This is a genomic window from Pedobacter sp. BMA, from assembly GCF_001027745.1.
Classification (GTDB): domain Bacteria; phylum Bacteroidota; class Bacteroidia; order Sphingobacteriales; family Sphingobacteriaceae; genus Pedobacter.
The window spans coordinates 584398-605049 of record NZ_LECU01000001.1 but is presented as its reverse complement, the minus strand read 5'-3'; the positions used below and the strand labels follow the sequence as shown (position 1 = coordinate 605049).

The window sequence follows — 20652 nt, the reverse complement described above, 5'->3', positions numbered from 1 at the left end:
GTTGGGGCGGCTGGGGCGGTCCTAACTATGTTAATCAATATATGGAAGGAACAATTATTATTGATTTCCTTGACCCGGCAAAGAAAATATTATTCTGGCATGGACAGGGAACTGGTTTCAATCTGGATAGCTTCAGTAAAAGGGAAGAGCGATTGCAAACAGGTGTTAAAGAAATATTGGCACAATACCCGCCAACTGCAATTGCTGCTAAATAATATTAGCAGATAAGATTTAGATAGCAATCCATTAATTGCTGCGTAACTAAAGGGCTGTTGAATTTTTTAACAAATTCCAGCCCTTTTGCTTTCATTAGATTTTGTAGCTCATTGGAATCCAGTATGCCGTTCACAGCATCTGCAAGGGCTCCAGCATTAGTCGGATCAATATACAAGCTGTGAGGGCCCCCTGCCTCTTCTAAACAGGAACCAGTAGCAGCTACTACCGGTGTTTGAGAATACAAAGCCTCTATGATCGGTATTCCAAAGCCTTCATAAAAAGATGGATAGACGAACAAATCAGCAAGCTGATATATTCCAGGTAAATCGGCAAAAGGAATATCCTGAAGAAACATGACTCTTTCTTTCAATCCAAGGGATTCTATCTCCTGTTTAACTTCCTCTAAATAGGAGGTTGGTTTCCCAATTACAACCAGCATATATTCTTTCCTGATTACTGGAAGCGCCTGAATCAATAATTTTAGGTTTTTGCGACTTTCTATAGTGCCAACATTCAGGATGAAACGATCTGGCAATTTATAATTGTTTTTGACTTCATAAAGCCTCTGTCCATCAAATGCAGTTTTAAAGCTGTCGTCGCAACTCTGATAAATCACATCTATTTTATCGGGATTGATTTGGTAAAGCTCGACTATATCACTTTTTGTTTTCTCACTTATGGCAATAATTCTGTTCGCATTTTTACAGGCTGCCTTGCTCTTCCATTCGTATAATTTACGGTCGATAAACTTATAGTAATGCGGAAAACGGAGGAAGATAAGATCGTGTATGGTTACAACAGATTTTATAGGGGTATGGTGAATCCCATAAGGAATCTCATGACTCAAACCATGATAGATTTGTACGTTATCCTGAAACAAATCTTTAAGAATGTTCAGTGTCCTCCAAAGGAAGGTTCCATTTCTTGGAAGTTTCAGTTGAATATTTTTATTCCCGAAGAATGTATCAATTTGCTTAGCCTTTTTGGCTTTAGGTGTGTAAACCAGGTATTGACCGGACGGAAACTGGTTGGCTATGGCCTCAATCAGAGATCGGCTATAATTGCCTAAACCCGTTAGATTGTTGGCAGCGCGTTTGCCATCATATCCGATTCTGAGTTCAATGTTTAAAGCCGAAGGCTCAATACTTGATGGTTCAAGCGCTGTGCTTTCGGCTTTAATGCTTTGTATTTTGTTTTCACTTTTCACCTTATGGCTTCATGCTTAAACAGCTACATTATTTTCTCTCAACGCATCGTTAAGAGAGGTTTTTTTATCTGTACTCTCTTTACGTTTTCCAATGATTAATGCACATGGTACCTGATAATCACCGGACGGAAATTTTTTAGTGTAGCTTCCAGGGATAACTACTGAACGTGCAGGAACAATACCTTTGTATTCAACAGGTGTAGGTCCGGTTACATCAATAATTTTCGTTGATGCCGTTAACACAACATTAGCACCTAAAACTGCTTCTTTTTCGACTTTAACACCTTCTACAACAATTGCTCTTGAACCTAGAAATGCATCATCCTCGATAATTACAGGAGCTGCCTGAACCGGCTCTAAAACGCCTCCAATACCAACACCGCCACTCAAGTGAACACGTTTACCGATTTGAGCACATGAGCCAACAGTAGCCCAGGTATCAACCATTGTACCTTCATCCACATAGGCCCCAATATTAACATAAGAAGGCATCATGATTACACCTTTAGCTAAATACGCGCCATAACGGGCACTCGCCATTGGTACTACACGTACACCGGTTGTTTTATAATCAGTCTTTAATTCCATTTTATCGTGGTAAACGAAAGGACCACTTTTGATTTCTTTCATCTCGCGAATCGGGAAGTATAAAATAACCGCTTTTTTTACCCACTCATTAATGCCCCATGAATTTAAAACTGGTTCAGCAACACGAATTTCTCCCTTATCTAATCCCTGAATTACGGTTTCAATAGCTTCGCAATAGTTACTGTACTGTAGAAGAGTTCTGTCGTCCCAGGCGGCTTCAATTAATTTCTTTAAATCTGAATACATGATGTTTTTAAATTTTACGCAAAATAAATCAATTTTTGTTTATTAAAGGGCTAATTGTTTAAATTGTTTGCCTTGTGCCTGATTGTTTTAGTATTTTTGACTTTGTATGGGAGAAGTAGAAAAACTTAGAATAGACAAATATTTGTGGGCGATAAGGTTTTTTAAAACCAGAAGTCTTGCGACTGATGCATGTAAGGCGGGAAGGGTGAAGTTGAAGGGGCAGAATATCAAACCTTCAGCAATTGTGAAAATCGGTGATGTTTATCAGGTATCAAAAGGGATTGAAAAAAAAATAATCGAAGTTATAGATTTCTCTTACAACAGAACAGATTCTCCTACAGCATTAACTAAATATAAAGACTTAACTCCAGTTGAGGAAACGCATGCTTTCAAATCCGTATTCCACTCGCCGGGGCTGAAAAGGGATCGCGGGGCGGGTCGTCCAACCAAAAAAGACAGAAGAGAGACGGATGAATTGCTTGATGGCATGTTCGAGGACGAGAAATAGCAATTATTTCCTATCGCATTTATTACAATCACTTATGCCGAAGTTAAAGACAGCATGATTCTGCGTGTTATTGCGGTTTTTATTTTATAGTATGCATAAAATCCTTTTTTAAAATCTATATATTTACAAAAGTGATAGTGGATTTTGTGTGTCATGCATTTTTTTGCGTGTTTTCGATTACCCTTAACAACATCGAATGAATAAATCTCTACAAAAACTAGTTGATATTTCACAAGCTACTTCCAGAATCATCGTCGGATTAATGTCAGGAACATCACTTGATGGTTTGGATATTGCGCTTTGTAAATTCTCCGGCTCAGGTGCAGATACATCTGTAAACTTGCTTCATTTTACTACAACTGACTTTTCGCCGGAATTCAAAAATGAATTAAGATCAGTTTCATCCAAAAGGATAGTCGACCTTCAACAGGTAACGGTATTAAATGCGTTTATTGGGAATTATTATGCTGATTTAATATTGGAGGCATTGGAAAGTTGGGGGTTTTCTGCAAGTGAGGTTGATATCATTGCCAGTCACGGACAAACCATTTATCATGCTCCGCAATCTATTCACAAACTACCAAACTATCCTAATGCGACACTCCAGATAGGTGATGGAGATCATATTGCTGTAAAAACAGGCATTATTACGCTAAGTGATTTTAGGCAAAAACATATCGCTGCCGGTGGTGAAGGTGCCCCTTTAGCTGTCTATGGGGACTACCTGATCTTTTCTGATGAAATTGAAAATCGTATCTTACTTAATATTGGTGGTATTGCAAATTTTACTTATTTACCTGCTGGCTTTAATTTCGATCAGATATTTTCTACGGATGTCGGTCCGGGTAATACGATCCTGGATCAGTATGTACAGCAACATTTTGAGGGAATGTTCTTCGATAAGGATGCTGAACTGGCATTATCGGGTAGGGTAGATGAGGGATTGCTAAAACGACTGTTAGCTGATCCCTTCTTTGGTCTTCCATTTCCTAAAACAACAGGCCCTGAGCTCTTCAATCTTGATTATTTAGATCGCGCCATCAAATCGAATGAAAATGAAATAAGCCAGGTAAATGTTTTGGCTACACTTTCAGAATTTACCGCCAGAGTTATAGCTGACGCGATCCGGAAGTCAATACCTGCTGAAACTCCATTTGTGATTTATTTAAGTGGTGGAGGGATGCACAATCCTTTATTGAAGGATAGGTTAGCCAAATATTTGAATTGTAAGTTGAAAAATACGGCGGATTTAGGAATAAATCCTGATGCGAAGGAGGCTGTATTGTTTGCATTGCTGGCTAACGAATGTTTAGCGGCAGAAAGCTTCAGCTATACTAGCAGGCCTGAGATGCCCGCTGTGGCGATGGGTAAAGTAAGTTTGCCATTTTAAGAGAACCAACACTTAACACAAAATAAATATTATGAACGAAAATTTACTCGGGAGGACTGCGAGAGGCAGCCTGTTATTGCTTATTTTTTTCTTTCTTTTTTATGGAAAGGTCTCTGCCCAGGGAGGAGCATATGTAATTAAAGGGTTTGTTAAAGATGCACGAACGGGACAACCCTTGCCTGGCGTAAGTGTCAAAGTAGGAAACACAACAATAGGGGGCTCCACTAATGGAAACGGTGCTTATGAATTTACCGCAGGGCTTAGTGGAGGTAAATATCAAATTACTTTTAGTTTTTTGGGGTATTCTCCTAAGACACAAAGTATTGAGTTAGGATCGGAAAAGACAATTACCTTAAATGCAAATATCGACGAAGATCTAGTTCGCCTGAATGAAGTCGTGGTAACTGGTACATCTGTAGCAACCAGCCGCAAAACATTAGGTAACGCTATTTCTACTGTGAGTTCAAAAGATCTTGAGAACAGTAATGCAACTTCGATCGATCAGGCCTTAAGTGGTAAAGTAGCTGGCGCTCAGATATCACAAAACTCCGGGAATCCGGCAGGAGGTATTAGTGTAAGGCTAAGGGGGAGTAGTACGATTGTCGGAACTGGCGATCCGTTATATATTATTGATGGGGTGATTGTTAATAACAATTCTACAGAATTGCTTGATCTTGGTGGTTATGCCCAAAATAGGCTGGTAGATATTAACCCAAATGATATTGATCGTATTGAAATTATAAAAGGTGCTGCTGCCGCTGCAATTTACGGATCCAGGGCCAGTAATGGTGTTGTGCAGATTTTCACAAAAAAGGGTAAGGAAGGAAAACCAGTGGTTAATGTCTCATCTAATTTCAAAGTAAGCGAAGTGAGAAAAACACTGGATATAAATACTTATCCTTTCCGCTATAATACAACAACGCTAACTGATTTAAGCCAAACTGCAGTACAGCGGTACGACTATCAGGATGATATTTTCAGAAGGGCATATGGTAATGAAAATAATGTTTCAGTTTCTGGAGGAAGCAATGGTACACAATATTATTTAAGTGGAAACTATTTGTACAATCAAGGGATAATTGATAACTCTGATTTTAGTCGTGGCGGTGCAAAAGTAAGGTTGGATCAGACTATTACTAATTGGCTTAAAATTTCTGCAGGCGCTAATTACTCAATCAGTTCAAGTCATGAAATTCCTAATGGCGGCCTCAATGAAGCTTATGGAGCGTTAACCGGTTTTATTTTTGCTAATAACTATATTAATCCTGAACCAGTAAATGGCGTATATCCTTCTACTTCTCCCAGTGTTGCACCGAGAACTAACCCTTTGGAGGCGATTAACAGATTTGATTTTCAACAACGGACAAGTCGTTTTATTGGTAATTTCCAGGCAACAGCCACTCCAGTTAAAGGTTTAACATTGAATTATGTACTTGGCTATGACAACGCTACGCAAATCGGAACTGGCTATATTCCCGTGGGAAATACAACACCTACTTATAATACCGGATTTTCGAAACGTGCGGACCTGACAACATTTATGGTAAATAACGATTTTACAGCCTCATATCAGACTAAGATTACTGATTGGCTGGAATCTACATCTGGAATTGGTGCAACAGCTCAGAATGAAAAACGTTATCAAACTGGATTATCGGCAACTCAGTTGGGATTGGTTGGGCAAACGGTAAACAATGGAGTAGTTGTAGGTACTGAACTGCGCTCGACTATTAATGTGATGGGAGCGTATGTTCAGCAAACGTTCGGACTGTGGGACAAAGTATACCTTACTGCTGCTTTAAGAAATGATGTGTCTTCGGTATTTGGAAGAGATGATCGTTCACAATTTTATAAGAAATTTAGTGGGAGTTATGTGCTTTCCAATGAGAAATTCTGGCAAGATTCAAAAATAAGGAACATCATATCAAGTTTGAAGTTAAGGGCATCTTATGGAGAGTCAGGTAATTTAACAGCTTTAGGAGCCTTCGACCAGTACACTAACTATGTTCCTGTAAATTCTGGTGGATTGCCAAGTGTATACTCCTCCACTCTGCTCGGTAACAGCTCAATCAAGCCGGAACGTCAGGAAGAATTTGAGATAGGAACAGACATTAGTTTCTTTAAAGAACGTATTGGATTTGAATTTTCCTACTATCGCAAAAATGTCACCGATCTACTTAACTTAATTAACTTAACGCCCAGTACAGGTTTTACAACTGAATTCGTTAACATCGGTACAATGACTAACCGTGGACTTGAGATCATGTTAAGAGGAGTGCCTATTCTAAATGAAAAAGTTAAATGGAATGTTGTAGCAATTTATTCTCGTAATAAGAACGTCGTTGATAATATTCCAGGAGGTTTACTGACCTTTCCAGGCGGTTTTAGTCAGGTCGCAGCAGTAAATGGATATCCAATCGGTGCCTTCTATTCAACTTATTTTGCGCGCAATGCTGATGGATCACTTGCCTTATTAAATGGCTTGCCTCAAACTGCTAAAGCCGCTAATGGCAGCACCCTGAGGAAGGTTATTGGTGATCCCAATCCGGATTGGACAGGATCATTAATCAATGAGGTAAACGTTGGTAAGCACTTTTCTTTCCGAGCGCAGGTAGATGCATCAATTGGTGCGGATGTTTTTAATTTCACCAAACGTGTAGGGGATCGCGATTTATATGGCGGTTTAAAAGGTTATGAAGCTGAGTTGAGGGGTGAGGTGCCAAAGGGAACATCTGCCGCATTATTCTCGATTTTCGAAAACTGGATTGAAGACGGATCTTATGTCAAATTAAGAGAGGTCTCCGCGTCTTATGATTTCAAACCAAAATTTCTAAAAAATGGTAGTATGCGTTTCAGCGTTGCAGGGAGAAATTTATTCTCCATTGATAATTATAGTGGCTACGATCCTGAAATAAATTCTGCAGGACAAAGCACAGCGGTTCGAGGATTTGATTTTGTTGAGGTTCCGATCCCCAGACAGATTATTGTTGGATTGAATATGACCTTTTAACCATTAAAGAATTTAAAATGAAAAAGATATTTAAAATTAAATTAGGCTTGTTACTGGTGTTTGCGCTTTTTGCGAATAGCTGTAAAACAGATATTTCAAATCCTAATGCCCCTACAGAAACTGATGTGCTTACAACGCGTGCAGGAATTTTTGGTTTAAGCGTTGGATTAAGGCAATACTACTCGACTAATGTTATAGCAGCTTCATACTTCTATCCTGCAGTTACGGCAAGGGAACTTAAAGGGACAGCAACTTTCACGAATACCTTGGAGCTTGAAGCGGGAGGAGTAGCACTACCCACAGCTAACGGGAATCTGCTGACTTTGTGGTCTAGTTTGCAGAAGTTGATGAGTATGAGTGAGGATGTAATTAACAATGCAAGCAATATCAGTACTATATCTGGTGGAACACTTTCCGGAGTTTTGGCTCATGCAAAACTATATAAAGCTATTGCCCTGGGTAGTTTAGCAACTTCATTTGAACAAAGTAACATCAACACAGACAAAACTGGTAAGGCAGTGTTTTATCCTCGCCAGGCAGTATTGACTGAGGCTATCAGGTTACTGAATGACGCTATTAGTCAGATTAATGCTAATCCAGTAACAACTGATTTCACAGCAAATGTTGCGGGTACTAATTTCAATTTGAAGAATGCACTGTATGTTTTTAATGCCCGTTATAATTTAATGGCTGGTAATTATGCCGCTGCGGCTACGAACGCCTCTGCGGTGGATTTGACCAGTAAAAACGTATTTACCTATTCCACAGCGTCGGTTAATCCACTTTGGAATACTGCTGTTAATTTGCAATACTATACACCTCAGGCAAATCTTGGCCTACCAACAACATTATTTGAGGCAGGAGACAGGAGAGAAGCTTTCTACATATCTACGACTACTACAACTACAGGCACGGTAACAACGACAGTGAGGAAGCTCAACGCATTTGCTACTAACCAAACTGCAGAGATACCTGTTTATATCCCTGATGAAATGAAGTTAATACGTGCTGAATCAATTTTAAGAAGCAACGGAATGATCAATGACGCGCTTTCGTTGATAAACGAAGTAAGAACTCAAACTACAGGAGATGTTTTTGGTGTGTATGGGGGGCTCCCTGCTTATGCGGGTACCCTATCTAAGGATGCCTTATTACTGGAGGTTTATAAGCAGCGGTGCGCAGAACTTTTCTTAACGGGACAAAGACTTGAAGATAGCAGACGATTTGGAAGGCCAGCGCCGCCAACTGATACATCTGAAAGGAACCGTAACTTTTATCCCTATCCCGATCAGGAAAGGATTACTAATCCAAACACTCCTGCCGATCCGGCTATATAATAAACCTAAGAGCAACATTGAAAAATGTTGCTCTTTCTATAAACGTTGAACAGAACATGAATCGTAGAATTTACATTTTTATTTTTATCCTGCTTTGGATCACTAATTCTTATGCTCAACAACATAAAGCTAACATCAGCTTAGTTTTAGCAGAAAAGACAGCGATTAACCATTTAAAGGTGCATGATGGCAATAAACAATTACCGGTATTTGGTTTGCAAGATCTTAATATGATATGTGTGAATTTTGGATTTAAGTATAACAGCGTTTTTGATAGCTTAGTTAATAAGTATACAAAAGTGGATACCCTGAGTAAGATTTATGATTCAAACAATATATCGAGTTTGAATGATTTAAACGATCGTCTCAAACTGTATAACTACGTTATTTTGAAAACTGATGGCAATCTCAGTAAATTGCTTATCTCCTTTATCAAGGAAATTGAAAAAAATAAGAAAGTAATTATCGTCCAGAAAGGCTATTCTGGCGGCATTAGTACAGACTTTAAATCATCCGTGATTGCTACCGATCTGAATGATGAATTAAGTGCTGCCTGTGCTGCCAAAGAAATTTTTGGCGGGATAGCTGTTAATGGAAAGGCTGTTCGGTTAAACTATACAGTGCCTGAATCAGTTGGTATGAATGCTGATAAATTAGATACTATCGCAGCAATTATGAAAGATGCGATCGATGCGAAAGGTACTCCGGGAGCAGTTGTGCTTATCGTAAAAAATGGAAATGTGATTTATCATAAAGCATTTGGATCACATAAATATGATCGTGTAAGAACAACAAAAGCTGATGATATTTATGACATGGCGTCGATAACGAAGTTAGCTGCGACAACCAACACAACCATGAAACTTGTTGATGATGGTAAGCTTTCTGTTGATAGTGTTGTTACGAAATACATTGCCAGAACACGTGGAATGCCTGAAAAAAAAGATTTAAAGATAAAGGAGATTCTATTGCATCAGGCCGGCTTTTTTCCATACATTAAATTTTACGAGTATCTAAAGCCTAAAGATACTGACACTTTATATTCGAAAGAATATCCAACCCAACTGGCTGACGGTTATTTTTTGAGGAAGAATTACTTTGAAGATACCATGTGGCCTGCAATGCTTAATGATCAACTTTTAACCAGGGGAAAATACGTTTACAGCGATTTGAGTATGTACTACATGAAAGAAGTAGTAGAAAAGGTTTCATTAACGCCATTAAATGTTTTTGCGGCAGATCATTTTTATAAACCATTAGGTATGCAACGGGCAGGTTTTTTACCTCGCCAAAGGTTTGAGAAAGATAATATCGTTCCTACAACAGAAAACGATGGATGGTTGCGTTCTATGCCTGTGCAAGGGTTTGTAAATGATCCTGGGGCAGCAATGCTTGGCGGGGTAAGCGGCCATGCTGGATTTTTTGCCAGCGCAAATGATATGGCAATTCTGGGTCAAATGTGGCTAAACAAAGGTTCTTACGGCGGTTGGAATTATATTAAGGCTGAGACCTTGGAACGCTTTACATCCAGCCAGTCTCAGGTAAGTAGAAGAGGTTACGGATTTGACCGCAAGGATTCGGATCCGGCCAAAGGTTATCCATCAACCTTGGCATCAAATGAAGTATTCGGGCACACTGGTTATACCGGTACCGCGATTTGGGTTGATCCAAAGCATGATCTTGTATATGTTTTTTTATCAAACAGGGTATATCCTGATGATAAAAATAAAGCTTTAAATACACTGAATACAAGATCAAAAATTATGGATGTGATCTATCGTGCTATGCACTAATGATTGCATTGGTTTATATACACCTTCAATAAGTAACACACAGCAGCTAATTTTTACTCACTATGGATGTCGCAGTTTGTTCACCTATTGTTTGAATATTAACATAGCGCATTCTGTAAGCCATCATGGCAGTTTTTCCCAGCTTATCGATAAGTTTATAATTTGCAATTGCCCCGACAGCTGCGCCTATGAAAGGCAATAACTGGGCAAGTTTAGCTAAGTCAATATAATCCCGGTATTGCTGTTGAAAGGTAAGCCAGTCAAACTCATCAATACTGTTTGGGAGGCGATGGGCCTGGTCATCCCAATTCTCTATTTTATGAAATATTTTTTGACTTTCATTTTTGCTGGAGAATGCCAGCTGAAAAATGTGAAGAATAAACAAGCGTTCCCTGTAATCTTTAACGTCATAGCCGTAAAGTGCTGCAATACCAAAAAGCATCTTCATTTTAATTCCCAATAGCAAAGGGAAGTCAGCAAGGCTCATCAGGAAACCTCCGGCACCTGTAATTCCACCTTCGGCTGCTCCGGTTTTCTTGTAATTTTCGATTTTATCTTTTACCAATGCCTCGCGGTGCATTAAAGTTAGGTCAGTTATTGCTTTGGCTGTTGTGTATGCTGATCCAAACAATACTGTTTTAACCATCTGTTTAATCGCAGTAGTAATTGCCTGGTGTACGCTATCCGGGATATAGGTATTAATCTTCTTTTGTATATTGTCTGTCGCCTGACTTAAAAAAGAGGGCTTTTGCAAAATCTTAAACTTCCAGAATTCCAGTTCACTGGTAATTTTTTGTTCATAGGTCATACCTCTTTTTAACAATAATTATTCCGTAAATTAACCGACCAAAATGAGAATAATCTATTAAAAAAAGAGGGTTAAATGCCAAGATATATTTACTAGTAATTTATTCTTAATGGCGAGGTTTCCCAAAGTTCGAAAGCCTGGAGTGCTTCATTTCGCATTAATTGTACAACTGGTAAAGTACGACTGTGCATTGGTTTATCCAGTTCTTCGTAAATGAACTTATCGCTAAAGCCAATAGATTCGGCGTCTGCTTTTGTGTTTGCAAAATAAATGGTTTCAATTCTAGCCCAGTAAATTGCACCTAAACACATTGGACAAGGTTCACAACTGGTGTAAACTACGCATCCACTTAAATCAAATGTGTTTAATTTTTCGCAAGCCAACCTGATTGCTGAAACTTCAGCATGTGCAGTGGGATCGTTGGTGGCTGTTACTTTATTTGCCGAACCTGCAATAAAAATTCCATCTTTTACAATTACTGCGCCGAATGGACCGCCTAAACTTTCGTTCACATTCTTGAGCGATAGTTCGATGGCCATGCGCATAAAATCTTCGTGATTCATTTTGTTTTCCATATTGTGTAAACAGTTAAGCAAATGGTAGTGTTTAATTTAGTCCAAAAAAAATGCCCCGTAAAACGGAGCATTTCTGATTGACTGTATTAGTTAATTATTTTTTACTGTATTCAGCATTTAAACCTTTGATTACATCAGAAGTAACATCTAAACTTTCATCAGCAAACAAAATTGTGCTGCCTTTAGTATAAGAGAGAACTAATTTATAGCCTTTTTCTTTTGCATAAGTTTTTAAATAGCCTGCAACTTTATCATAAAGTTTTTCTGTTTCAACAGCTTGCTCATTTTGCAATGCACCACCAGCATTTTGCTGATAGGTTTGAAGCTCCTGCTGCTTACGGCCTAAACGCTCTTCTGTTGCTTTGCGTTGATCGGCAGAAAGCGTTTGAGCACTTTGCTGGTATTGCGCCACTTCTCTTTGAAATGCCTGTCCTTTCGCCTGCATATCCGCCTGAGCGCTTTTCGACTTACCTTCGAATTTAACTTTCAGGTCTTTATAATACTCGTATTTGCTTAATAAAGAATCTTGATTAACAAATACAATTTGCTCGCTTTTAGATACTGCTGCAGATGTACTATCTGTTTTTTTAGTTTCAGTTGTTTTAGCGTCTTTGTTTTGACATGCAGAAAAAGCTGAAATTAAAGCAGCAGTAGCAAATAAACCAAAGGTTTTAAAGGTTCTTCTTTCCATTATTGTTTAATAAATTTCAGCAAACTTATATAAATTAGTTTTGATATCCAATTTAAGAGTTTTTTATGCCTGTATTGAGCGTTGAAAAATAAGTTTGCCTTTTCTGAGATCATTTAATTATTCCTCCTTCGAAAAACTTTAGCGGAAGAATTTGCCCTTGAAAGCATATCAGATTTCATAGCGGAAATTGCCGTTTAAATGTTCAAATAATTCACCTTGAGCGTGTTTATGGCGGGTTTTAAAAGCCTAAAACTTATCCACATATTAGTTTAAGTGCAGGAATTTCCGTATTTTTGATACTTATAGTTTTTATTTAAAATATGAGCGAAGAACAAGATTTAAAGTCAAATTATTCGGCAGATAATATACAGGTTTTAGAAGGTTTGGAAGCGGTGCGTAAGCGCCCTTCAATGTATATAGGTGATACTGGTGTAAAAGGTTTACACCACCTGGTTTACGAGGTAGTGGATAACTCTATTGACGAGGCTTTAGCTGGTCATGCAGATACCATTGACGTCAGGATTCTGGAAGGAAACTCTATACGTGTTGAAGATAATGGCCGTGGTATTCCTACTGGCATCAACACAAAAGAGAACAAATCGGCCCTTGAGATCGTGATGACGGTTTTGCACGCGGGTGGTAAATTTGATAAGGATACTTATAAGGTTTCAGGTGGTTTACACGGTGTAGGTGTAAGTTGTGTCAATGCGCTGTCAACTCACCTTAAAGCAGAGGTTCATCGTGAGGGTAAGATCTGGATGCAGGAGTATAACATCGGTAAGCCATTGTATGATGTTAAAGAGACAGGCATTACTGATAAGCGTGGAACTATTGTAACATTTAGTCCGGATGCTACCATTTTTACACAAACTACCGAATATAAATACGATACGTTAGCAGGGCGCTTACGTGAACTGTCTTTCTTAAATAAGGGAATAAAGCTTACCTTGACTGATGAGCGCGAAACACTTGAAGATGGATCTTTTCTATCCGAAACTTTCCTTTCTGAAGGAGGCTTAAAGGAGTTTGTAGCTTTTCTGGATGGTACACGTACTTCAATTCTGGCTGAACCTATCTATATTGAAGGGATTAAAAACGGTATTCCTGTTGAGCTGGCATTTCAGTATAATGATAGTTATTCTGAAAACGTTCACTCCTACGTAAATAACATTAACACTCACGAAGGGGGAACCCATATTGCGGGTTTCCGTAGAGGTTTAACCCGTACTTTAAAAAACTATGCTGATAAGGAAGGTTTGTTAAAGAATGTGAAGATGGAAATTACCGGTGATGACTTTAGAGAAGGTTTGACTGCGGTAGTTTCTGTTAAAGTACAGGAGCCGCAATTCGAAGGACAAACTAAAACCAAACTTGGAAATAGTGAGGTTATGGGATCTGTAGATATTGCTGTTGGTGAAGCTTTGGGGAATTACCTTGAAGAAAATCCTAAAGAAGCGAAAATGATCATCAACAAGGTGATTTTGGCAGCTACTGCGCGCGCTGCGGCCCGTAAGGCCCGTGAAATGGTTCAACGTAAGAGTGTGATGGGCGGTTCGGGCTTGCCTGGTAAACTGGCCGATTGTTCGGACAGTGATCCAGAAAGATGCGAGATTTACCTGGTAGAGGGTGATTCAGCGGGTGGTACTGCAAAGCAGGGGCGTGACCGGAACATTCAGGCTATTTTACCATTGAAGGGAAAGATTTTGAATGTTGAAAAAGCGATGGAACATAAAATCTACGAAAATGATGAGATTAAAAATATGTTTACTGCTATCGGTGTAAGTATAGGTACTCCTGAAGATAATAAGGCTTTAAACTTGACCAAGTTGCGCTATCATAAAATCGTAATCATGACCGATGCTGATATTGATGGTTCACACATTACCACTTTAATTTTAACATTCTTTTATCGTTACATGAGGGCATTGATCGAAGCTGGTTATGTTTATATCGCCTCTCCACCACTTTATCAGGTTAAAAAAGGTAAAGAATTTGAATACTGCTGGACTGATGTGGAACGTGATGCTGCGGTACAAAGATTAAAAGGTGCAGGTAAAGAAGATAGCGTACATATCCAGCGTTATAAAGGTTTAGGTGAAATGAATGCCGATCAGTTATGGGAAACTACCTTAAACCCGGCAACACGTACATTATTGCAGGCCACTATTGAAAGTGCTGCAGAATGTGACCACACCTTCTCCATGTTAATGGGCGATGAGGTTGCACCACGTAGAGAGTTCATTGAAAGAAATGCAAAATATGCGAAGATTGATGCTTAATCAATAGTAGCTGTACCGACTTATAATTGAAAACCCCTCCTTGAGCACCAAGCTCAAGGGGGGTTTTTTGCCTTCGCTTCTCTCCATCCGGAGAGAAGCTTATGGCGTTAACTAACCATTCCAAACTAAGGAACAGAACTAAGAATTGATCTTTCTACAGAATGTAATAAGAGCCAAACGGCGCTAATTCTGTTTGAGGTTTATCCTCATATATTTTATTATCATCCAACATTTGAAGCAGATCTCTTTCGATGGTTCTGCAAATGGTTGTTGTTGGTGTATCGGTTGGTTTGTTTTCAAAGGGATCTTGTAAATGCACGGCCATTTTTTCTACCAGTAAAAAGAAAGCTGCAATCGCAACTACCAGAGGCACCTCCATATATCCGAAATATTCGATTAATCCAAAAGGTAATAGTACAATGAAAAGGTGAATGGACATGCTAATGTATTTACTGTATGTAACAGGGAATACCGTGTTTTTTATTCGCTCACAGCCACCCATATGATTGCACAACGCACTTAGGGTTTTGTCAATTTCAATTTGCTGATATTTGTTAATCCACCCCTCGCTTAAGGCCTTTTTAAGGTCCATTCCATGTAATTCGAGCAAGCTTGCGGTAACGTTTTTTCTTTTTTTAATAAAAGCCATTTCTTCAGCTGTCAGGAATTCTTCTAATCCTTTACGTGGGTTGAAGCCCCGTAAAGATTGGCTTAGCGCGTAGCACCAGGCTATTTGTCTTTTAATAACCTTTTCCTTAAACGATTCGATTTCATTTGACTGATATGGGTTTTCTACAAAGGATAAAATCTGACGGGAGATAGACCTTGAATCATTCACCATAGCGCCCCATAATGTTCTCGCTTCCCACCATCTGTCGTAAGCCTGATTAGATCGAAACGCTAATAGCAGAGAAATAATTGTTCCTAGTAGAGCTGGGACAGCTACTGGAATTGAAATTCGGGTAACATGAAAATTTTGATATAAAACCACTATTCCGACAGAATAGGCAATTACCAAAAGTAGTTCTTTCTTTATTTTCCCAAATATATAAGTGAGTGGAATATTATTTCGTAACAGCATGATCTTAAAATTTAATGTGTATTATCTAAATGCCGACTACTTCTCTTCTAGTATCGTGAATTTTAGTGTCGATTAAATTTTCTGAGCTCTGAATTTCCATAATTGTTAGTTCCAATATATCGCAGCCGGAGCGTTCTGTTAAGAACTTTGGATTGATACTATATTTATTAATTGGTTTAAAATTATATCCCTTAGGGTAGGCAATACTGCTTACTTCAAGAGCATCGAGAAAATTTTTGAAGGCTGCAACAGTACTTCCGTAAAAATATTCAATCCCAATATTTTCAATTATACCGGAATATTTTGCTTTATAATTATTTAGCTGTTGATAGAACTCATCGCTTATATTGTCATAATCGCGGCTCCTTCTGCTCAGCATCAGCATATCAGTTATTGAATCTGACAGCTTGAAAGCATGTAGAAAGATGATATTGTAAGTCTCGTGAGGTTGAGTCTGTACCAGTGCATCAATAATCTTTGTGCTTTCTAAATTGAAATCGGTTGGGACTAATACTGTTTTCATGGCGACTAATTGTTTAAATGAATTAGTTAATAATTGATTTATACAAGTTTAGCCGATCAGTATTACAGCCTGATAAGAAAAAGATTAAAACGAGATTAGAATTTCTTTTAGATGGGTAATTCAATTTTAAAGAAGCATATGGAGGCAGGAGTGTGGACCATGCTATTCCTAAACAGGCAACATTACCTTTATTTCGGTGCCAATACCTTCCTGAGATTTAATGGCGATACTGCCACGGTGTAGACGGATAATATTTAACGAAAGTGGAAGACCAACGCCATAGCCCTTATAATCATTTGTATTTGAAGCCCTGTAGAATGGTTCAAAAATATGTTGTATGTCTGTTTGTGGTATACCTATTCCCTGATCTGTAACGGCTACAGATAAAATATGCTCACTACTTTCAATTGCGATATTAACCAATTTGTCGTTGGAGTATTTGCAGGCGTTACTGACAATGTTTGAAATGGCCAGCTTTAACAGATTTCTGTTGGCTTTCACGGTAAGACGGCGTTCATCATCAGGTAGTTTGTTCAGATCGATCTCGATGTTGCTTTCGGGGTGTACTTGAGTAACGGAACCTCTGATTTCCCAAAGCAATTCGTCTACTCTTACATCTTCCCATGGCTGATTTTTACCATTAAATCCCGATTGAGCTAATCCAAGTAAGCTAGTTAAAATATGCTCTAACCTTTCGGCCTCATCTTTAATTTTGTGTAATGCTGCAGATGTTTTGATTTCGTCACGGGTTCCTTTGAGCGCTAATTCAACTTCCCCACTAATAATGGTTAAGGGTGTTCTTAACTCATGTGAGGCATTGCTAATGAAGTTGTTTTGTGTTTCGAATGCTGTTTCCAGGCGATTTAACATGTTATTAAAGGTTTCGGCGAGTTGTGACATTTCATCGCTACCTTGTTTTACGTCTAATCGCATGTGCAGGTTTTCAGCTTTAATTTTTTTAACGCTCTTGATTACCTTCCTGAGGGGTATCAACATGTAATTTGAAAAGCGCCATCCTACCACAAAAGAGAGAAAAACTGATAAAAAGAAACCTATTATCAGAATTCGCTGGAGATCTTTAAGCTCTCTGAAGCCAACAGGATCATTAGCAGAAATGATAACCAGGTAATCTTTGTTGCTTATTTTAAATGATTTACCGGCATAGAAGTGATTGTCGACACGATATCGCGACATGAATCCGGCTTGGATGCGATTATAAAAGCTCTGTGGTAATTCGCGGTCGAGGTGATTGGATTTTGGAGCGCTGGCTTCAAAAATAAAGGCTTTCTCTGAGGGCAAGCGTTCCAGATACTGGTTACGCATTTTTGCATAAGCCGTATTGTTTACATCTTCATATAATTTAATTTGTGCTGAAATATTTACACGTGCTTCCAGTCGCTTATAAAAGTCCTCGAAAGCAAATTCGTTAGCAAAGTACCATACAAAACCGCTTAACAAGGAGATGATCACCGCAGATAGAATGGCGAATAGTAAAGTGATCTTCTTGGTGATTTGCATACCTAACCTTTTAACACGTAACCTAATCCGACAGCAGTGTGTATTAACTTTTGTTGTTCGCCGCCTTTATCAATTTTCTTACGCAGGTAATTGACGTATACATCGACCACGTTGGTGCCCAGGTTGAAATCGATGTCCCAGACGTTCTCCAGGATATCGATGCGGGATAATATCTTTCCTTTATTTTTAGCGAGGTATTCCAGGAGACGATATTCAGTTGCAGTAAGCGTGATTTCGCGTTCAGCTCTTTTGACCGTTTTTGCACTTAGGTTTATCTCCAGATCAGCAACAGTTACCACCTGATCCAATGATGAGATACCGCTATAACGTCTCATTAACATTCTGATTCTGGCGAAAAGCTCTGCAAATTTGAAAGGTTTGATCAGGTAATCGTCGGCACCGTTATCTAATCCGTTCACTACATTCTCGGTTGTTCCAAGGGCCGTTAGCATGATTATGGGTAAGTTGGGCTTCTGTTCCTTAATGATTTTACAAAGCTCCAGACCATTTAAACCAGGGAGCATAATATCCAATATGATTATATCGAACTGGTTTTCGATTGCCATTTTCCTGCCAATCAATCCATCGGGTGCTACGCTTACCGTAAAGCCTTCATCCATTAAGCCTCTTGAAATTACAGAAACAACATTAGGCTCATCTTCTACAAGTAATAAATTCATTAAGGACAATTAGTTTTTTGAGATAGCAATATTAAGTTAATTAATCAGAGGTTAATTTTAATGATTTTTATTGAAGTAAGTGAATAATTGTGTGTATTAAAGAAAATATGGGCAAAAAAAAGCCTCGCATAGTAGTGAGGCTTTTCGAATTTCTATTGAGTATTTTCTGATTTCTTTTTTAAATCTGTCAAACCAGTTTCAAAATCTTTTCCTATCATTTTATCCATTCCACCCATTATCAGGCACATCCACTTGCTGATCATGTTATTTTCACCACTCATTGTCCAGGTCACTTTATTTGCGGGGCCTTCAGGCTGGATTTCAAATTTAGTGTCGGCGTGGCTTTCAAAGGGTTCTTTGAAAAATAAATCGATGTCTACTAGTTTATTGGTTTCTACTTTGAGTATTTTCATCTGGCCAGCACCGGTTTCTTTACCTATCCATTCGTAAACGTGGCCGGGTTCTGCGGGTGTTCCGGAAAAATTAACCTTGGCTGAAGGCTCCATTTTGGCCCAGGGATTCCATTTGTAGAATTCCTTAAAATCGGCAATATTTCTATAGATAGTGCTATCGGGGGCATTAATTTTGATCGAACGGCTTACGCTATAGGTTTTTGGAAGAAAGAAGCTTCCCGCAATAATAACGATAACGAGTATCACTATGATTGCCAGTAAGATTTTTAAAAATTTCATATCTGATTGGTTTAGTTATTTAAATTTATAAAGAAACCAATGCAAATCAAAATGACATCCTATTGTGACCTATTTTGAATTGCTATGTGAACGCATTCAATATTATAATTGTATTACTTATAAAGTTTCAGTGTCAGTTTATCATAATTGATGATAGCTTTATGTTCGTTCAGGATATCTCCACCAATAATTCCCATGATAGGCGGGTGTCCAAATTGCTCATAGGTTTCGCTTACAGATTGCAGGTCAAAAGCTACGGTTTCGTATTCTTTGATCTTTATCTTACCAATTTTTAAGACGGGAATTGTTGCCTGGATAGTAGAAGTGGTTGTGAATAATGTGGCAGCATTAATTTCATTAGAAATATTCACTGTCTCACCGATATTCTGCTCTATCAGTTTTTTATCGAATACCGTCCTTGAAGCGCCGGTATCTAACACGGCAAAATGTTTTTGTTTAAAAACAACAATTTCCACCAAGAGGTGAAAACCGTCGCCTTGTAAGTTTATGAGTTGGAGCGGGATTGAAACTGATTTCATTTTATTGTTTAATAAGCCTAAATCAGATTCATTTCTGTGAGTACAGCATTCATATTTCGAACTGCATCTGCGCTTTTGTTAAATGCCACCTGTTCATGGTCAGTGAGGTTAAAGTCCATAATTTTTTCACAACCACCTCTGCCAATAATTACCGGTACGCCTAAACATATATCGCTTTGGCCGTATTCGCCTTCGAGTAAAACGGAGCAGGTAAATAGTTTTTTTTCATCCCTGATGATGGCTTCAACAAGTGCTGCACCTGCAGCGCCCGGGGCATACCACGCTGATGTTCCTATTAAACCTGTTAAGGTTGCACCCCCGACCATTGTATCGGCAGCAACTTTATCTAATATGCTCTGATCTAATAGATTACTTACGGGCAAGCTCTGATAGGTAGCCAGGCGTGTTAACGGAATCATGGTTGTATCGCCGTGACCGCCTATTACAAAACCTTGTAAATCATTAGGGTTACATTTTAAAGCCTGTGATAAATAATATTTAAATCTTGAGCTATCTAAAGTCCCCCCCATACCTATGATCTGGTTTTTAGGTAAACCCAAAGATTTCAACGCCAGATAAGTCATGGTGTCCATTGGATTGCTAATCACAATGATTATTGCCTGAGGTGAAAATTTCAATATGTTTTCGGCTACGCTCTTTACGATACCTGCATTTATACCAATGAGGTCTTCACGGGTCATTCCAGGCTTCCGGGGTAAACCAGAAGTAATCACCACTACGTCAGATCCTTCAGTTTTGCTATAGTCGCCTGTAACACCGACAATTTTAGTATCAAAACCTAAAAGTGTTGCAGTTTGCATCATATCTGTGGCTTTGCCTTCTGCAAATCCTTCTTTAATATCCAATAGCACCAGCTCATCTGCTAATTCTTTTCTTGCAATATTATCTGCACAGGTAGCTCCAACAGCGCCTGCGCCAACAACCGTTACTTTCATATATTTTCAATTTAA

General features: G+C 38.7%; 19 protein-coding genes. 7 read left to right on the top strand and 12 right to left on the bottom strand.

The window, feature by feature from the left end:
• Positions 1-215: DUF4136 domain-containing protein (locus tag AB669_RS02415; protein ID WP_047797658.1), on the top strand; the 215-nt coding region annotated here is incomplete at its 5' end.
• A 2-nt stretch (positions 216-217) separates the two neighbouring features.
• Here AB669_RS02415 and AB669_RS02410 read toward each other — a convergent pair.
• Both AB669_RS02410 and AB669_RS02405 read right to left on the bottom strand, forming a co-directional pair.
• On the bottom strand, positions 218-1423 hold the full coding sequence (locus tag AB669_RS02410) for a glycosyltransferase family 1 protein (protein ID WP_082120563.1): 1206 nt from the start codon (positions 1421-1423) through the stop codon (positions 218-220).
• Between the two features lie 15 nt (positions 1424-1438).
• Entirely contained in the window at positions 1439-2257 is an 819-nt protein-coding gene (locus tag AB669_RS02405) for a 2,3,4,5-tetrahydropyridine-2,6-dicarboxylate N-succinyltransferase (RefSeq protein WP_047797657.1), read from the bottom strand.
• A gap of 106 nt (positions 2258-2363) precedes the next feature.
• On the opposite strand from AB669_RS02405, the gene AB669_RS02400 reads away from it, so the two are divergent.
• The 5 genes from AB669_RS02400 (at position 2364) to AB669_RS02380 (ending at position 10295) form a co-directional block, all read left to right on the top strand.
• A complete protein-coding gene (locus tag AB669_RS02400) occupies positions 2364-2765 on the top strand; it encodes an RNA-binding S4 domain-containing protein (protein WP_047797656.1) in 402 nt (133 codons plus the stop codon).
• A 196-nt stretch (positions 2766-2961) separates the two neighbouring features.
• A complete protein-coding gene (locus AB669_RS02395; RefSeq protein WP_047797655.1) occupies positions 2962-4155 on the top strand; it encodes an anhydro-N-acetylmuramic acid kinase in 1194 nt (397 codons plus the stop codon).
• Between the two features lie 31 nt (positions 4156-4186).
• On the top strand, positions 4187-7165 hold the full coding sequence (locus tag AB669_RS02390) for a SusC/RagA family TonB-linked outer membrane protein (protein WP_047797654.1): 2979 nt from the start codon (positions 4187-4189) through the stop codon (positions 7163-7165).
• 17 nt (positions 7166-7182) lie between these two features.
• Positions 7183-8502, top strand: coding sequence for a RagB/SusD family nutrient uptake outer membrane protein (locus AB669_RS02385; RefSeq protein WP_047797653.1), 1320 nt, complete (start codon positions 7183-7185; stop codon positions 8500-8502).
• Positions 8503-8519: 17 nt separating this feature from the next.
• Positions 8520-10295: a serine hydrolase gene (locus AB669_RS02380; RefSeq protein WP_156166628.1), complete on the top strand. Its 1776-nt coding sequence runs from the start codon at positions 8520-8522 to the stop codon at positions 10293-10295.
• 46 nt (positions 10296-10341) lie between these two features.
• On the opposite strand, the gene AB669_RS02375 is transcribed toward AB669_RS02380, so the two are convergent.
• The 3 genes from AB669_RS02375 to AB669_RS02365 all read right to left on the bottom strand — a co-directional run bounded on the left by AB669_RS02375 (position 10342) and on the right by AB669_RS02365 (position 12369).
• On the bottom strand, positions 10342-11103 hold the full coding sequence (locus AB669_RS02375; protein WP_047797651.1) for an EcsC family protein: 762 nt from the start codon (positions 11101-11103) through the stop codon (positions 10342-10344).
• A gap of 92 nt (positions 11104-11195) precedes the next feature.
• Positions 11196-11678: a nucleoside deaminase gene (locus AB669_RS02370; protein WP_047797650.1), complete on the bottom strand. Its 483-nt coding sequence runs from the start codon at positions 11676-11678 to the stop codon at positions 11196-11198.
• Positions 11679-11772: 94 nt separating this feature from the next.
• Positions 11773-12369 carry an OmpH family outer membrane protein gene (locus tag AB669_RS02365; RefSeq protein ID WP_047797649.1) on the bottom strand — a complete coding sequence of 199 codons (597 nt, stop codon included), beginning with the start codon at positions 12367-12369 and terminating at the stop codon, positions 11773-11775.
• Positions 12370-12689: 320 nt separating this feature from the next.
• On the opposite strand from AB669_RS02365, the gene gyrB reads away from it, so the two are divergent.
• Positions 12690-14648: a DNA topoisomerase (ATP-hydrolyzing) subunit B gene (gyrB, locus tag AB669_RS02360; protein ID WP_047797648.1), complete on the top strand. Its 1959-nt coding sequence runs from the start codon at positions 12690-12692 to the stop codon at positions 14646-14648.
• Between the two features lie 154 nt (positions 14649-14802).
• On the opposite strand, the gene AB669_RS02355 is transcribed toward gyrB, so the two are convergent.
• The 7 genes from AB669_RS02355 to AB669_RS02325 all read right to left on the bottom strand — a co-directional run bounded on the left by AB669_RS02355 (position 14803) and on the right by AB669_RS02325 (position 20637).
• Complete coding sequence (locus AB669_RS02355; protein WP_047797647.1) at positions 14803-15729, bottom strand: bestrophin family protein; 927 nt, start codon at positions 15727-15729, stop codon at positions 14803-14805.
• Positions 15730-15754: 25 nt separating this feature from the next.
• On the bottom strand, positions 15755-16252 hold the full coding sequence (locus tag AB669_RS02350; RefSeq protein ID WP_047797646.1) for a hypothetical protein: 498 nt from the start codon (positions 16250-16252) through the stop codon (positions 15755-15757).
• 168 nt (positions 16253-16420) lie between these two features.
• Positions 16421-17770 (bottom strand): cell wall metabolism sensor histidine kinase WalK, encoded by a 1350-nt coding sequence (locus AB669_RS02345; RefSeq protein WP_047797645.1) that lies wholly within the window; start codon positions 17768-17770, stop codon positions 16421-16423.
• Positions 17771-17772: 2 nt separating this feature from the next.
• Entirely contained in the window at positions 17773-18450 is a 678-nt protein-coding gene (locus tag AB669_RS02340) for a response regulator transcription factor (RefSeq protein WP_047797644.1), read from the bottom strand.
• Positions 18451-18602: 152 nt separating this feature from the next.
• Entirely contained in the window at positions 18603-19142 is a 540-nt protein-coding gene (locus tag AB669_RS02335) for an SRPBCC family protein (RefSeq protein WP_047797643.1), read from the bottom strand.
• A 113-nt stretch (positions 19143-19255) separates the two neighbouring features.
• Complete coding sequence (locus AB669_RS02330) at positions 19256-19681, bottom strand: aspartyl protease family protein (RefSeq protein ID WP_047797642.1); 426 nt, start codon at positions 19679-19681, stop codon at positions 19256-19258.
• A 17-nt stretch (positions 19682-19698) separates the two neighbouring features.
• Positions 19699-20637 carry a malate dehydrogenase gene (locus AB669_RS02325; RefSeq protein WP_047797641.1) on the bottom strand — a complete coding sequence of 313 codons (939 nt, stop codon included), beginning with the start codon at positions 20635-20637 and terminating at the stop codon, positions 19699-19701.
• Positions 20638-20652: the final 15 nt, after the last annotated feature.

Bases quoted from the DNA above. Each gene is read 5' to 3' on its own strand.
- AB669_RS02325 (WP_047797641.1), bottom strand. From the start codon at position 20,637: ATGAAAGTAACGGTTGTTGGCGCAGGCGCTGTTGGAGCTACCTGTGCA.
- AB669_RS02355 (WP_047797647.1), bottom strand. From the start codon at position 15,729: ATGCTGTTACGAAATAATATTCCACTCACTTATATATTTGGGAAAATA.
- AB669_RS02345 (WP_047797645.1), bottom strand. From the start codon at position 17,770: ATGCAAATCACCAAGAAGATCACTTTACTATTCGCCATTCTATCTGCG.
- AB669_RS02370 (WP_047797650.1), bottom strand. From the start codon at position 11,678: ATGGAAAACAAAATGAATCACGAAGATTTTATGCGCATGGCCATCGAA.
- AB669_RS02400 (WP_047797656.1), top strand. From the start codon at position 2,364: ATGGGAGAAGTAGAAAAACTTAGAATAGACAAATATTTGTGGGCGATA.
- AB669_RS02375 (WP_047797651.1), bottom strand. From the start codon at position 11,103: ATGACCTATGAACAAAAAATTACCAGTGAACTGGAATTCTGGAAGTTT.
- AB669_RS02350 (WP_047797646.1), bottom strand. From the start codon at position 16,252: ATGAAAACAGTATTAGTCCCAACCGATTTCAATTTAGAAAGCACAAAG.
- AB669_RS02330 (WP_047797642.1), bottom strand. From the start codon at position 19,681: ATGAAATCAGTTTCAATCCCGCTCCAACTCATAAACTTACAAGGCGAC.
- gyrB (WP_047797648.1), top strand. From the start codon at position 12,690: ATGAGCGAAGAACAAGATTTAAAGTCAAATTATTCGGCAGATAATATA.
- AB669_RS02405 (WP_047797657.1), bottom strand. From the start codon at position 2,257: ATGTATTCAGATTTAAAGAAATTAATTGAAGCCGCCTGGGACGACAGA.
- AB669_RS02340 (WP_047797644.1), bottom strand. From the start codon at position 18,450: ATGAATTTATTACTTGTAGAAGATGAGCCTAATGTTGTTTCTGTAATT.
- AB669_RS02335 (WP_047797643.1), bottom strand. From the start codon at position 19,142: ATGAAATTTTTAAAAATCTTACTGGCAATCATAGTGATACTCGTTATC.
- AB669_RS02390 (WP_047797654.1), top strand. From the start codon at position 4,187: ATGAACGAAAATTTACTCGGGAGGACTGCGAGAGGCAGCCTGTTATTG.
- AB669_RS02365 (WP_047797649.1), bottom strand. From the start codon at position 12,369: ATGGAAAGAAGAACCTTTAAAACCTTTGGTTTATTTGCTACTGCTGCT.
- AB669_RS02395 (WP_047797655.1), top strand. From the start codon at position 2,962: ATGAATAAATCTCTACAAAAACTAGTTGATATTTCACAAGCTACTTCC.
- AB669_RS02385 (WP_047797653.1), top strand. From the start codon at position 7,183: ATGAAAAAGATATTTAAAATTAAATTAGGCTTGTTACTGGTGTTTGCG.